Origin of the sequence: Mucilaginibacter terrenus (genome assembly GCF_003432065.1) — a bacterium.
Taxonomy (GTDB): Bacteria; Bacteroidota; Bacteroidia; order Sphingobacteriales; family Sphingobacteriaceae; genus Mucilaginibacter; species Mucilaginibacter terrenus.
The window spans coordinates 503520-517107 of sequence record NZ_QWDE01000002.1 but is presented as its reverse complement, the minus strand read 5'-3'; the positions used below and the strand labels follow the sequence as shown (position 1 = coordinate 517107).

Annotated in this window: 14 protein-coding genes and 1 pseudogene; 14 read left to right on the top strand and 1 reads right to left on the bottom strand. The window is 42.7% G+C overall.

Annotated features, from left to right (window positions below; translation table 11 throughout):
• Nucleotides 1-13: 13 nt before the first annotated feature.
• The 14 genes and pseudogenes from DYU05_RS12960 (at nucleotide 14) to DYU05_RS12895 (ending at nucleotide 11142) form a co-directional block, all read left to right on the top strand.
• The gene (locus DYU05_RS12960) at nucleotides 14-931 is read left to right on the top strand and encodes a molybdate ABC transporter substrate-binding protein (RefSeq protein ID WP_117383530.1); all 918 of its coding nucleotides are present in this window, start codon (nucleotides 14-16) and stop codon (nucleotides 929-931) included.
• A 1-nt stretch (nucleotide 932) separates the two neighbouring features.
• On the top strand, nucleotides 933-1673 hold the full coding sequence (locus DYU05_RS12955) for a substrate-binding domain-containing protein (RefSeq protein WP_117383529.1): 741 nt from the start codon (nucleotides 933-935) through the stop codon (nucleotides 1671-1673).
• Between the two features lie 230 nt (nucleotides 1674-1903).
• Entirely contained in the window at nucleotides 1904-2800 is an 897-nt protein-coding gene (locus DYU05_RS12950) for a LysR substrate-binding domain-containing protein (protein ID WP_117383528.1), read from the top strand.
• A gap of 19 nt (nucleotides 2801-2819) precedes the next feature.
• Complete coding sequence (locus tag DYU05_RS12945; protein WP_117383527.1) at nucleotides 2820-3428, top strand: Crp/Fnr family transcriptional regulator; 609 nt, start codon at nucleotides 2820-2822, stop codon at nucleotides 3426-3428.
• A 45-nt stretch (nucleotides 3429-3473) separates the two neighbouring features.
• Complete coding sequence (locus tag DYU05_RS12940; protein WP_117383526.1) at nucleotides 3474-4262, top strand: sulfite exporter TauE/SafE family protein; 789 nt, start codon at nucleotides 3474-3476, stop codon at nucleotides 4260-4262.
• A gap of 1 nt (nucleotide 4263) precedes the next feature.
• Nucleotides 4264-4824 (top strand): YeeE/YedE family protein, encoded by a 561-nt coding sequence (locus DYU05_RS12935; protein WP_117383525.1) that lies wholly within the window; start codon nucleotides 4264-4266, stop codon nucleotides 4822-4824.
• Entirely contained in the window at nucleotides 4821-5231 is a 411-nt protein-coding gene (locus tag DYU05_RS12930; RefSeq protein ID WP_117383524.1) for a DUF6691 family protein, read from the top strand. Before DYU05_RS12935 ends, DYU05_RS12930 begins: the two co-directional genes overlap by 4 nt.
• Nucleotides 5232-5242: 11 nt before the next feature.
• Nucleotides 5243-6577: an MBL fold metallo-hydrolase gene (locus DYU05_RS12925; protein WP_117383523.1), complete on the top strand. Its 1335-nt coding sequence runs from the start codon at nucleotides 5243-5245 to the stop codon at nucleotides 6575-6577.
• A 2-nt stretch (nucleotides 6578-6579) separates the two neighbouring features.
• Nucleotides 6580-7206: a class I SAM-dependent methyltransferase gene (locus tag DYU05_RS12920; RefSeq protein ID WP_117383522.1), complete on the top strand. Its 627-nt coding sequence runs from the start codon at nucleotides 6580-6582 to the stop codon at nucleotides 7204-7206.
• A 67-nt stretch (nucleotides 7207-7273) separates the two neighbouring features.
• Nucleotides 7274-8254 (top strand): YeiH family protein, encoded by a 981-nt coding sequence (locus DYU05_RS12915; RefSeq protein ID WP_117383521.1) that lies wholly within the window; start codon nucleotides 7274-7276, stop codon nucleotides 8252-8254.
• Nucleotides 8255-8754: 500 nt separating this feature from the next.
• Nucleotides 8755-9201 (top strand): hypothetical protein, encoded by a 447-nt coding sequence (locus tag DYU05_RS12910; RefSeq protein ID WP_117383520.1) that lies wholly within the window; start codon nucleotides 8755-8757, stop codon nucleotides 9199-9201.
• A 158-nt stretch (nucleotides 9202-9359) separates the two neighbouring features.
• Nucleotides 9360-9446, top strand: a pseudogene (locus DYU05_RS21510) (GH-E family nuclease); the annotation flags it as partial.
• A 2-nt stretch (nucleotides 9447-9448) separates the two neighbouring features.
• Nucleotides 9449-9931, top strand: a complete 483-nt coding sequence (locus DYU05_RS12900; protein ID WP_117383519.1) for an ankyrin repeat domain-containing protein — start codon at nucleotides 9449-9451, stop codon at nucleotides 9929-9931.
• A 194-nt stretch (nucleotides 9932-10125) separates the two neighbouring features.
• Nucleotides 10126-11142 carry a glycoside hydrolase family 16 protein gene (locus DYU05_RS12895; protein WP_235854015.1) on the top strand — a complete coding sequence of 339 codons (1017 nt, stop codon included), beginning with the start codon at nucleotides 10126-10128 and terminating at the stop codon, nucleotides 11140-11142.
• Between the two features lie 272 nt (nucleotides 11143-11414).
• Here DYU05_RS12895 and DYU05_RS12890 read toward each other — a convergent pair whose 3' ends face one another.
• Nucleotides 11415-13580, bottom strand: coding sequence for a glycoside hydrolase family 3 N-terminal domain-containing protein (locus DYU05_RS12890; protein ID WP_117383518.1), 2166 nt, complete (start codon nucleotides 13578-13580; stop codon nucleotides 11415-11417).
• Nucleotides 13581-13588: the final 8 nt, after the last annotated feature.

Sequence of the window (13588 nt, the reverse complement as noted above, 5' to 3'; positions counted from 1 at the left end):
TAAATAACAGCTCATGAAATATCTTCAGATAATATCCACAATAGCCATAATAATCGCCCTGGGTGGCCAGGTAAAAGCACAGGATCACCGCTTTGATCCGCCGTGGAATACCCCGCCGGAAAGTAAGGTCATGTTTACCGTGCCCGGCGTAGATAACGTACCCGATCTGTTCGGCGACATTATCGATCCGCAGTTAGTCGTATTCTTTGCCGGGAACCAGTTCATGTGCATAGACGACCTGATGGCAGCTTTTAAAAAGGAACACCCGCAATACCAGCGCATTTTTGCGGAAACTTTACCGCCGGGAATTTTAGCCAAGCAGATCATCGGTGGCTCCATCACCATCGCCAACATGCGCATCACTTTAAAACCGGATGTTTATACCGCTGGTAAAAGCCGCACCGACCAGATGCCGGAATATTTCAGCAGAACAGAACCTTATGCTTATAACCGTTTGGCCATTATGGTTCAGAAGGGCAATCCAAAAAATGTAAAAGGACTGAAAGACCTGGGCCGTGCGGATGTACGGGTCAGTATGCCGAACCCGGAATGGGAAGGTATTGGAAAGCGCATTGAAGAAGCCTATGTATTAGCCGGAACAGAAACTTTGCGTAAAACGATCATGGAAGACAAAGTCAAGGATAGCACTACCTACCTTACGCAGATCCACCACCGCCAAACACCCATGCGCATTTTATACAACCAATCGGATGCGGCACCCGTATGGTATAGTGAGGCTTATTATCAAATGATGATCAAACACCCTACAGACCTGGTAGAGATACCTGCTAAAGAAAACATCAACGCCACTTACGTTGCCGGGCAAATGAAAAATGCACCGCATTCACAGGCAGCGAAAGATTTTATGGATTTTTTGATCAGCCCGACGGCCAAAGCGATTTACCGCAAATACGGATTTACAACTAAATAAGATGAGAAAATATATGTTATTGCTGATCGCCACCATAGGTTGCCTGTCAGTTTTCGCCCAAACCGATACCCTGCATGTTTATGGCCCTGGTGGCCCGCTATCCGCCATGCAGGATTGTGCTAAAGTGTTTACTACAAAAACTGGCATCCCGGTAATTGTGGCGGGAGGTCCAGAGCCTAAATGGTTGGCGCAGGCCGGGCAAAATGCCGATGTAATTTATGGTGGTGCCGAGTATATGCTTACGCAGTTTATTCAGGCCCATCCGGGCATGGTTGATGCCAGTACAAGAGTAGAGTTGTACAAAAGAAAAGCTGCCATTTTGGTCAGACCGGGAAACCCTAAACATATTGCAACGCTGAAAGACCTGACGAGGCCAGGGGTTCATATTTTAGATGTGAACGGCGCAGGGCAGTTTGGATTGTGGGAAGATGTCGCCGGAAAAGAGGATTTAATCGGAAGTATCCAACAAAATATCGCAGGATCATTCGCCAATACTGCTTTAGGTATAGAGGCCTGGAAAAAAGATAATACCTATGACGCCTGGATCACTTATGCATCTTGGCATGAAAATTTGAAAACGATCACTCAAACAGTAGAATTACCGATATCATTGCGTTTATACCGGGGTACGCCGGTAGCAATAACTACTAACAGCAAGCATGTTGCGCAGGCTAAACAATTTGTTCAGTTCCTAAAAAGTACGGAAGGTCACACGATATTTAAAAAATGGGGTTGGGAATAAATCAATAACTTTACATTATCAATCATCTATAATGGTGATGAAAACAGTGCGATTTCATGATTGATTTTTGAACAACAAATCAAACAGATCATGAAAACTTTACAAAATTTAACACATTACCAATTTTCAGAACAAACCTTTGCTTTAGGAGAAAAGATCATTAATGTAAGCATATACATAGCAGCTTTTGCATTTATGATATTTCCTTTTGCTATACTATTTTTAAGATTATGTTAGACTTCCGCCTCCAGGTATTTTATACTGTTGCCAAACGGCTCAATTTCACCAAAGCTTCAGCTGAATTGTATATCAGCCAGCCCGCGGTTACCAAGCACATTAAGGAACTGGAAGCGGAATATAAAACCAGCCTTTTTGAACGGAGTGGCAATAAAAAAATAATATTGACCCCGGCGGGTGATATGTTACTGCAATATGCAGACAAACTCTTAGCTATTTACAAAGAATTGGAGTTTGACATGAACTTGTTGGTGAAACAACATATGGGTACGTTACGTATTGGTGGCAGCAATACCGTTTCCCAGTATGTTATACCACCGGTTTTAGCCCAGTTTCATCAAAGATTCAAAGATGTGCAAGTCAACTTGGTTACCGGCAACACTGAGCAAATAGAGCAGGCACTGTTAAACAAGGAAATTGACCTCGGTATTGTAGAAGGAATACACCGAAACCCACAGATTAAATACCAGGAGTTTATCGCAGATGAACTGGTGTTGGTGTGTAGTATCAAAAATAACACGATCAAAAAAGATGCTATTAAACCGGAAGAGTTAAAAAGTTTGCCGCTGTTATTACGCGAGCCGGGATCAGGTACGCTGGATGTTATTGCCCACGCCTTAAAACCCTTTGATATCAAAATTGCCGATCTTCAAACAGAAATGCAATTGGGTGGAACCGAAAGCATCAAATCTTATTTAATGCACAGCAATTGCTTTGCTTTCCTTTCGGTACAATCCATTTTAAACGAGTTAAAAACCAATTCCCTCAAAATAATAGATATTAAAGACCTAACCATTGAACGCCCGTTTTATTTTATCCAGCCGCACGGCCAACCAGCGTCACTGGCAGAATTATTCATGCGTTTTACGAAAAGCTATAAAGCGATTTGATCATCATATCTTTATCACGATGAAATTATTTGGAACTATTTTAGAAGAGGATTTACGTGCCAACAGCCAGCTGAAAACCCTGCCGGCCGAAACGGTGATGATGCAATCGAATAGTTATATCCGATCCATTCCGGTGGTGCTATCCGGCAGCATGCGTGTAATGCGCGAAGATGAAGATGGCCGCGAAATATTGCTTTACTATATCAAACCAGGCGAAAGCTGCATTATGTCTTTTTTAGCCGGGATACATGAAGATACCAGCAAAGTCAAATTGGTGGTGGAAGAAGATTCCGAAGTATTGATGCTACCTATAGCCAAAGCCAGTGAATGGATCAAGGTATATCCGGAATGGGCCGACTTTATCTTTAAACTTTATCATAAGCGTTTTGAAGAATTGCTCGAGGTGATCAATGCGGTTGCCTTTCAAAAGTTAGACGACCGGATCGTTTCCTTGCTGAAAAGAAAAGCGAATGTTTACGGATCGAATGAGTTTAGTATAACCCATCAACAACTGGCCGAAGAGTTAGGTACCACGCGCGAGGTAGTTTCCCGACTGTTGAAACAAATGGAAAAACAGGAATTAATTACGCTTTCCAGAAATAAGATCTCTTTAAATATCCCTCTGTAACATAGGTCACCAACCGTTAGCTGCGCAAGCGCTATTTTTGTTTCCATGGAAATAGCAGGATACGCATTGGCAATTTTGATCGGCTTATCATTAGGTCTCATTGGCGGTGGCGGCTCTATCTTAACCGTGCCCATCCTGGTTTATTGCTTTAAGATAGACCCCGTGATAGCAACCACTTATTCGCTTTTTGTGGTTGGTATAACCAGCTCGGCAGGTGCGCTAAGCCATTACCGCAAAGGTAACATGAATTTTAAAATAGCTTTTGTATTTGGTATTCCATCATTAATAGCTGTATTCATCATGCGTAAATGGGTGATGCCTGCTGTGCCGCATCATTTGCTCAATATTGGTTCGTTTGAACTTACCAAGCCAGTCTTATTAATGCTTGTTTTCGCGATGTTAATGTTGGCCGCTTCCATTTCGATGATCAGGAAGAAAAAAGAAATTTTAGTTTCCGACTCACAGTTGAGCTATACCAAATTGGTGATCCAAAGTATTATAGTTGGCATCATCACCGGTTTTGTAGGCGTGGGCGGTGGCTTTTTAATCATTCCATCGCTGGTTTTGTTTGCCGGTTTGTCCATGAAAAAAGCCGTGGGCACATCCTTAATGGTAATGACCATCAGTTCATTGTTAGGCGTATTGGGTGACGTAAGCCGGCATGCCCCAATCGATTATAAATTCTTATTGCTGTTTTCAGCATTTGCCATAGCCGGAATTATAACGGGCAGCTATTTAACCAAATATATAAGCGAAACAAAACTAAAGCCTGCTTTTGGCGGGTTTGTGTTGCTGATGGGCATATTTATATTGATCACAACTTTAACAAAATAATATGGATATCATTAAACAACCCTGGCCCTGGTATGTGGCAGGTCCCCTGATCGGGTTGATCGTACCAGCTTTATTACTTTTAGGTAATAAAACGTTTGGTATTTCCGGAACGCTTAGACAGGTCTGCGCTGCCTGCATCTCCGCCAATATTTCATTCTTTAAGTATGACTGGAAAAAGGAGAGCTGGAATCTTTTTTTTGCAGCCGGAATTATTATAGGCGGCTTTATTGCTACCTACCTGCTGTCAAACGCCGGGCAGGTAAATATCAATCCACATACGACAGCGCTGCTGCAGCAGGAAGGTGTCAAGGATTTTAGCGGTTTATTGCCGCAGGATATATTCAGCTTTAGTCAGCTGTTCACCCTGCGTGGATTTATTTTTATTGTTGTGGGTGGTTTCCTGGTTGGTTTCGGAACCCGGTATGCGGGAGGCTGCACTTCAGGCCATGCCATCATGGGGATATCTTCTTTACAGTGGCCATCTTTAGTGGCAACCTGTTGCTTTATGATCGGCGGATTTGTGATGACCTGGTTCATTTTACCTTATTTATTACAGTTATGAAAAATGTCAAATTCTTAGTAGTAGGGATGCTCTTCGGTATTATCCTCGTCAAATCCGAAGTGATCTCCTGGTTCCGGATACAGGAAATGTTCCGCTTACAAGCCTTCCATATGTATGGGATCATCGGTAGCGCCATAGTCGTAGGCATCATTTCAATTCAGCTCATCAAACGGTTTCAGTTAACGACCATACACGGAGAAAAAATTGTTATTGCTGACAAAACATTTCATTGGGGTAATGTCTACGGTGGATTGATTTTCGGTTTAGGCTGGGCAATAACCGGAGCTTGTCCGGGACCGCTTTTCGCCGAGATCGGCAGCGGCTTCTTCGTAATTATAGTTACGCTGTTAAGCGCGATTGCGGGAACTTGGACTTATGGTTTATTAAGGGAGAAATTGCCTCATTAATAATAGATAAAATGAAAATCGAACAATTTGAAGATAAAGGGCTATCGCACTATTCCTATGCCATTTTGAGTGAATGTGACCGCCAGATAGTTTTGATAGATCCATCAAGGGATGTAAGTCAATATTTGGCTTACGCTGAGAATAATGGAGCGAGGATTATCGGCGTAATTGAAACGCATCCGCATGCCGATTTTGTAAGCGGGCATTTAGAATTGCATCAAACCACTGGCGCGACTATTTTTTGTTCTGCATTAGTAGGCGCAGTTTACCCGCATCAAACTTTTGATGACGGGAATAGTATCAGTTTTGGCAAGATCACATTAAAAGCGTTAAACACGTCCGGCCACTCTCCCGATAGTATCTCTATCGTATTAACACACGATGGTAAAGACAAAGCGGTATTTACAGGTGACACCTTATTCATCGGTGATTGCGGCAGGCCAGACCTGCGTGAAAGTGCAGGTAATCTAACAGCTAAAAGGGAAGAATTGGCAGCAAAAATGTATCATTCACTCCGGGAAAAATTAATGGTGCTGGACAATGAAGTAATTGTTTACCCTGCGCATGGGGCTGGAACACTCTGTGGTAAGGCATTAAGTGAAGCCAACAGCAGTACCATTGGCGCTGAAAAATTGAGTAACTGGTCGTTACAAAATATGACTGAATCGGAGTTTATATCTATGCTTTTGCAGGATCAGCCCTTTGTACCAAAATATTTCCCGTTTGATGTAGAATTAAATAAACACGGCGCAGGAAACCTGGCGCAGGAAATTGCAAATGTTCCGACTGGCCATCCTGAAGTATTAAACAGCAGTATTTATATCATTGACACACGGGCTGAAAAAGAATTTAAAAAAGGGCATCTTCCGGGGTCGATTAACCTGCAAAATGGCGGCAAGTTTGAAACCTGGCTGGGGAGCATTATTGCACCGGAGGAAGCTTTTTACCTGGTTGCAGAAAATGAGCAAATTCTCGAAAGCCTGATTTTGCGCTGCGCGAAGATTGGCTATGAGCATTTTATAGAGCGGGCATTTGTTTTTCAGGCAGGAACAGCAATAATGGATACTACTGATTTACGTAGGTTTTCAACGAATCAAACAGAATATACCATTGTTGACATTAGGAATACTGGAGAAGTGAAGGAACACCCGGTATTTAAAAATGCCATCCATATACCGCTTCCCGAATTAAGGGAAAGAGTTTCGGAAATACCCTTTAATAAACCCATAATTGTACATTGCGCGGGTGGCTATCGCAGCGCGGCTGGCAGCAGTATCATTAACAATGCTTTTGGCAATAAAGCAAAAGTCTATGACCTGGGCGAAGCCATTAAAGATTTTTTATAGCAATGGATAAAAAAGAACATTGGGAAAAGGTTTACCAAACCAAATCGCTGACCGAAGTGAGTTGGTATGAACCCGCACCCGAAACGTCGTTGAATATTATTGCCAGTCTCAAATTATGTAAAAATGCTGCCATCATTGATATTGGTGGTGGCGACAGTTTGTTAGCTGATCATTTGTTAGCATTGGGTTATACCAATATTACAGTGCTCGACATATCAGCAGCAGCGATTGAAAGGGCAAAATTGCGTTTAGGGCCAAGAGCCGCTTTAGTTAAATGGATCATAAGGGATATGCTCCTGTTTACCGGATCTGAAAAATTTGATCTCTGGCATGACCGCGCTACATTTCATTTCCTGACAGACCTACAAGACCGGCATATATATTTAGATATTGTAAACAGAAATCTAAAAGTGAAAGGCTATTTGATAGTCAGTACATTTGCGTTAGACGGACCTGAGAAGTGCAGCAATTTGCCCGTACATCAGTTTTCTGAATCAACGCTCTTCGATGTGTTCGGCCTTTATTTCACAAAGATAAATTGCTTTGAGAAAGAACACCCGACTCCCGTCCTTACTTTACAGCAATTTCTATATTGTACGTTTCAAAAAACAATAACTTTTGGTTATTGATCATCGCTTTTTATGATAAAAATGACTTGTAAGAATGATGGATCTTTGAGCATCAAAAGACAAGATTATGCATACTCAACAACATCCATTAACTTCTAAAACTGCCGGACTACTGATCAATTTGAATGAAAACAGCCGTAAGATTATTTTTATAATTTGTGTAACCTTATGTCTAACCCCGTTTATCAGTCCGGCTATCGCCTTATTGATGGGTTTAGTGATCGCCCAATTTACAGGGCATCCTTACTTGCATCTCAATCATAAAGCTACGCATCTATTATTGCAGATTTCTGTAGTTGGTTTAGGTTTCGGCATGAATGTGCATAGTGCCATGCAAGCCGGAAAAGAAGGGGTTTTATTCACAATTGCTTCGATCACCGGAACCTTGATTTTCGGTTATTTCATGGGCAAGTGGTTAAATATTGAAAAGAAAACCTCTTATCTGATCTCTGCCGGTACCGCCATCTGTGGTGGTAGTGCCATTGCCGCAATCTCACCGGTGATCAAGGCTGAAGAAAAGCAAATATCAGTCGCCCTTGGCTGTGTGTTCATACTGAACTCGATAGCTTTGTTTATTTTCCCGATGATCGGTCATCATTTTAACCTGTCACAAACGCAATTTGGCTTATGGTGCGCGATTGCCATCCATGATACCAGTTCAGTAGTAGGTGCCGCGAGCAAATACGGACCACATGCTTTGGAAGTAGCCACCACCGTTAAATTGGCCCGCGCTTTATGGATCATCCCGGTGGCGTTTATGTCGACTTTCATTTTCAAAAACAAATCAAAAAAAATCAGCATTCCTTACTTCATCGGTTTGTTTGTTCTGGCCATGATCGCCAACACTTACATCCCTGCTACTAAATTGATCAGCCCTTATATGATCATGATCGCTAAGGCTGGTTTAACACTTACCCTGTTTTTAATTGGTGCAGGTTTATCCAGAAAAGTATTGGTATCAGTTGGGTTCAAACCTCTGTTCCAGGGAGTCGTGCTTTGGATCGCCATTTCCTGTGCCGCTTTGTATGCCGTGATGCACTTGGCCTAACTGATGAGTGGTGGTACAGCCCACAAATTTCATCTGTATTTATTACGCCAAACTGGGTTCTATGCACTTCCCCTTGGGATTTTTTAAAAATCAAATTATCCTGCTAATCGCTTCAAATCTTTAAGAAAATGGTTCGAGATTATTCCCCTACGGGCTACTAAAAACGTCGATTTCTTACAAGAGATCGGCGTTTTTGCTTTATGGGTCTCGCTATAGGTAAATTTTGGTGGTGCCGCCTAATTTGAACAAATCTCTTTATATGCATTCTGTAATGGGGGGACTAAACAAATAAGTGCTCAAATCCAAATGATTTCATCAAAACATATAATAGTTCAATATACTGTTTGGGATATTTTTGGTGCTGGTACAGAGGATGCAAACAGTATATTGCCCGGATTACCCTCTATGTATTGACTTCAGCACAATTCTTGGAAATTCAATCCTAAGATATCAGACATTTACAAGCCGTTCATGTGGAATATAAAAACTGAAAGAAAAAAATGATAAAAATCAATTTATTGAAAAAGTATTTAATCGCATTAAATGCAATTGCATTAATAATCTCATGCAAGGCAAATTGCGAAATTGAGGAACTTCATACCATATCTACCTTGAAAGGAGACGGGCCTACTGGAATAAGTTATATGCACAATGTGCTCTTAAAAAACGTTTCAAAAAATTGTGTTGATAGCATTATGATGGTTAACCTTGCAAAAAATTATATTGATACAGTAAAAAAAGACAAACCGATAGACTTAGTATGCTTCTATAATTCTACCAGCGACTTTGATTTAGATGAAGTTTCCCAAAACATGGAACAAATAGATAAAAGCTGTTTGGTTAAAATTGGATTTAATATAAAAACTAAGCAGCCTACTGATTTTAGTTTTTTTAATCAAAACGGACAGCGAATATACTCTGGAACAAAATGGTTGATATCGAAATAGTTTATTTGGCACGACTATGCAGCGCTTGCAGCAACTTGCCGCATCCCCTCGCTGGCGCACGCGTGCCGTGTGTGCTACAAGCGCACTGGCGTCTGATTCACACCTGTAGTTACAAGTCACAATGCAAATAAACTTGAAAATGACAGTTTTAAAAAGAATTTAATAATTCAGATCATTACCAACCAGAAAGTCCACGTGCAAATATGTCTCATAGTTTTGAAGCTAAGAAAAAGGCAAAAAAATAAATATGAATCCAATAAACTTTTTCGAATACGTTGAACGCAATGAAATTTCAAGTATCACCTTAGAAAGTTTAATACCTACAAACATTAATGTTTTAAACAACAATGGATCAACAGCACTACACTTAGCGGTATATCATGGTTACGATATAATGACACACCATTTGATCAAATTGGGGGCCAATGCAAATCTTCAGAATAAGGATGGTAAAACATGCTTACATTATACTGCAGAATATAATCGAATAGAAATAGCAAAAATTTTACTATCTAACAATGCGAGTTTATCAATAGCTGACAACTATGGGAATCAACCATTGTGGACGGCTGTTTTCAATGATAAGGGACGGAACGACCGAAGAGAATTAATCGAGCTCTTTATCAGTCACGGCGCTGATAAACACCATCAAAATAACGTCGCTAAAAGTCCGCTAGATATAGTTAAAATAGCAAGCTACAAAAATTTAGAAAAAATATTCGATTTGTAATTCTACCCCCTCGCTGGCGCATGCGCGCCGCAGCGTGCTGTGATGTAGGCTTATCTTTGCCAGCAAGTTTGGAAGTTAACACAGAACTGGTTTTGGTAAGATTCGCTATTAAAAGCGATTACACTGTAAATATTAGGGAGTTCCTGGTGGGCGATAAATAGGTAAAATCAGATTACGCGCTATAAAGCCAAAACATGTTTACTGATATCAAAAACACTCAAAGCATACAAAAGTCGCCTAAAGTTATTTCCCCCTACGGGCTACTAAAGCCGCTTTACGAAAGTAGAGCGGCTTTTTTGTTTATAGCCGATTACGGCAACCTTATTGATATCGGGACAAAACGGCTATATTGCCGTCAATTAATAGACATGTTTAAGAATCTTTGTTTAATTATTGTGCTTATGGTTGGAAGTCATTTGCCTGCTCTGAGCCAGTCTGAAGAAACTACAGGCGGCTACCAACTGGTTTGGGCGGACGAGTTCGATAAAAAGGGTGCTCCGGATACCGCCAACTGGAACTTTGAACATGGTTTGGTGCGCAACCACGAACTACAATGGTACCAGCCGGATAACGCCACCTGCAAAAAAGGTAAATTGATAATTGAAGCACGCAGGGCCAACTTTCCAAACCCAAACTATAACCCGGAAAGTAAAGATTGGCGCGCTGCTCCTGAAACCATTAATTACACCTCATCAAGTTTAAATACGCGCGGACTGCACAGCTGGAAATATGGAAGGTTTGTAATGCGGGGAAAAATAGATACTGATCCTGGCTTATGGCCTGCCTTCTGGACGCTGGGTGTAAATGGCGAATGGCCCAGCAATGGTGAGATAGACATTATGGAGTACTACCGCAATATGCTGCTTGCCAATATCGCCACAGGTACGTCTACAGCTTACCAGCCAAAGTGGTTCAGCCAGAAAAAGGAGCTCAGCACCTTTAATGACCCTGACTGGAGCAAGAAATTTCATGTATGGCGAATGGATTGGGATTCAACCGAGATCAGCCTTTATGTTGACGACGAGTTGTTGAACCGCGTCGCATTGAAAGAGCTGGTTAATAATGACGGCACCCAAATAAACCCCTTTGATCAGCCGCATTATATCCTGCTTAACCTTTCTGTAGGAGGCGACAATGGTGGTGACCCAAGTTCAACGAAGTTCCCGAAGAAATTTGAGGTAGATTACGTGAGGGTTTACCAGAAACAATAGCCCACAAATAAACGCGCAAGTGTCCCGGTTAAAAAGCGGGACACCCGGGACACTCAAAACTGTTAATGTGCTATTTATCAGTTTGTTGACAGAAGCAGGCGGGACACTTCGGGACAGTAGTAACAGTTCAACCAAAAGCCAATAACAATATCGTTATCAGGTAAATAACCTATATTCCAAGCATTTTAGCTAACTTAGTTGGGACACCCTGGGCGGGACACTTCTTTCTAAGATTTTCACGACAATTAGCCCCGGCAAAACGCCTGCAAATACTATTTTATCCGGAACTTTTCCACTACCTTCTCATCGGCAGATGAACCACCTATCACCAGCTGGTATTCGCCGGGGTAGAGTTTCCACTGATGTTTGGCAAGATCCCACTTCTGTAGTTCCTTTACCGGGATGGTTATGTTTACAGTTTGCGAATCACCTTTATCAATCGACACGCGCTTAAAACCTTTAAGTTCTTTAACGGGCATGCGGTCTATGGCCGGGTATTTTACGTAAGCCTGCACCACCTCATCTGCATTCATTGAGCCGTTATTGCTTACTTTTACTGTAAAGGTGATGCTATCCTTAGCTGTGTACTGCGTCTTTGGGCGCTGGGCCATTTCATAGGCGAAGGTTGTGTAACTCAACCCAAAGCCAAACGGGTACTGTACTGGCCCGTCAAAGTACCGGTAAGTACGTCCTTTCATGCTATAACTTTGGTATGCCGGCAGATCGTTTACTGATTTGTAGAAGGTAAGTGGCAGCTTACCGGATGGGCTCACCTTGCCAAAAACGATATCTGCTAAGGCATTGCCGCCCTGCTCTCCCGGGTACCAGGCAAACACAATGGCATCAGCATATTCGGCTATTGCCGATACATCCACATCGCTGCCGGCAGTTATCACTGCTATAATTGGCTTTGTAACACCTTTACGCAGCGCTTTCATAAAAGCTATTTCGCTGGCAGGCAAGCTCAGGTCTTTTTTGTCGCCGCCATTTTCTGCCAGGAAAGCATCACCCGCTTCACCCTCCAGTACCGGCGACAAGCCCAACACTGCAATGGTCAGATCGGCATTGCCAGCACCCCAGATACCTCCAAAGTGCGTGGTATCGCGGTAGTCGCAGCCCAAGTCGTATTCAACGCGTGTTGCCGGATCAACGGCAGCAGTTATGCCTTCAACAAAGTTCACTATTTTGCTGCTTACCCCATGGTAGCTGCCCACCATAGCGTCTATAGAAGCTGCATTAGGCCCCAGCACCATTATGCTGGAGAAACTATCCTGCTTTAGTGGAAGTATGTTGTTATTGTTCTTTAACAGCACCATGCTTTGCTGCGCAGCTGTACGTGCCAATGCAATGTGCGGCGCAGAGTGGATGCTATCTGCTCGGTACGCATAGTAAGGGCTTTTTGCTGCCTCATCAAAAAAGCCGAGTTTGAACTGGGTTTTCAATATATAGCCAAGCGCAACATCTACCTCTTTCTCGGTTAGTAGCTTCTTCTTAATAGCGTTAAGCACATCGCGCTGCAGCACCGATGAACAATCCAGGTCGATTCCTGCCTTTATGGCCGCGGCAGCTGTTTCGGTGGCATTAGGAATGGTTTTATGCGTCAGGAACACATCGTCGAGCGCACCACAGTCGGTAACCACGTGCCCTTTAAAACCCCAGTCTTTACGCAGGATATCTCCTATTAAATACTTGTTTACAGAATTAGGTACACCGTTAACCCTGTTGTACGCCGTCATGATAGACTCCACACCGGAATTTACCAGGTAATGAAAGGCATACATATAGGTTTCACGCAAATCCTTTTCATCAACAATGGCGTTAAAATAATCACGCGTAGCCTCCGGGCCGCTGTGTGCAACAAAGTGCTTGGCAGCTGATGCGGTTTTAAGATGCAGCGGATCAGTCCCCTGTAAACCGGTGACAAAGGCAGCACCAATATGCGCGGTTAAAAAAGGATCTTCTCCATATGTCTCCTGCCCCCTGCCCCATCTCGGGTCGCGGAAGATGTTGATGTTTGGTGTCCAAAAAGTAAGCCCCATGTATTGCAGGTGCCTGTCACGGGCGGTGGAGAGATTATATTTCGCCCTTGCCTCAGTAGATATCACGTCTGATACAGATTGTACCAGCTTCTCGTTGAAAGTAGCCGCCAGTGCAATTGCCTGCGGGAATACAGTTGCTTCACCCGCGCGCGCTACACCATGTAAGCCTTCGTTCCACCAATTGTAGGCCGGTATACCTAAGCGCGGCACAGCCTGGCTGCGGTAGCCAAGAAGCGACACTTTTTCATCAAGCGTTAGTGTAGATAATAGCTCTTTAACCCTGGTATCTATTGGCAAAGCAGCGTTCCGGAAAGCGTTTTGAGCGGATGACTTTAGTGGCAGCAGCGCAACACTAACAGCAATGGTTAATAATATTTTCTTCGGGGTAGTAAATCTCATATGACTGT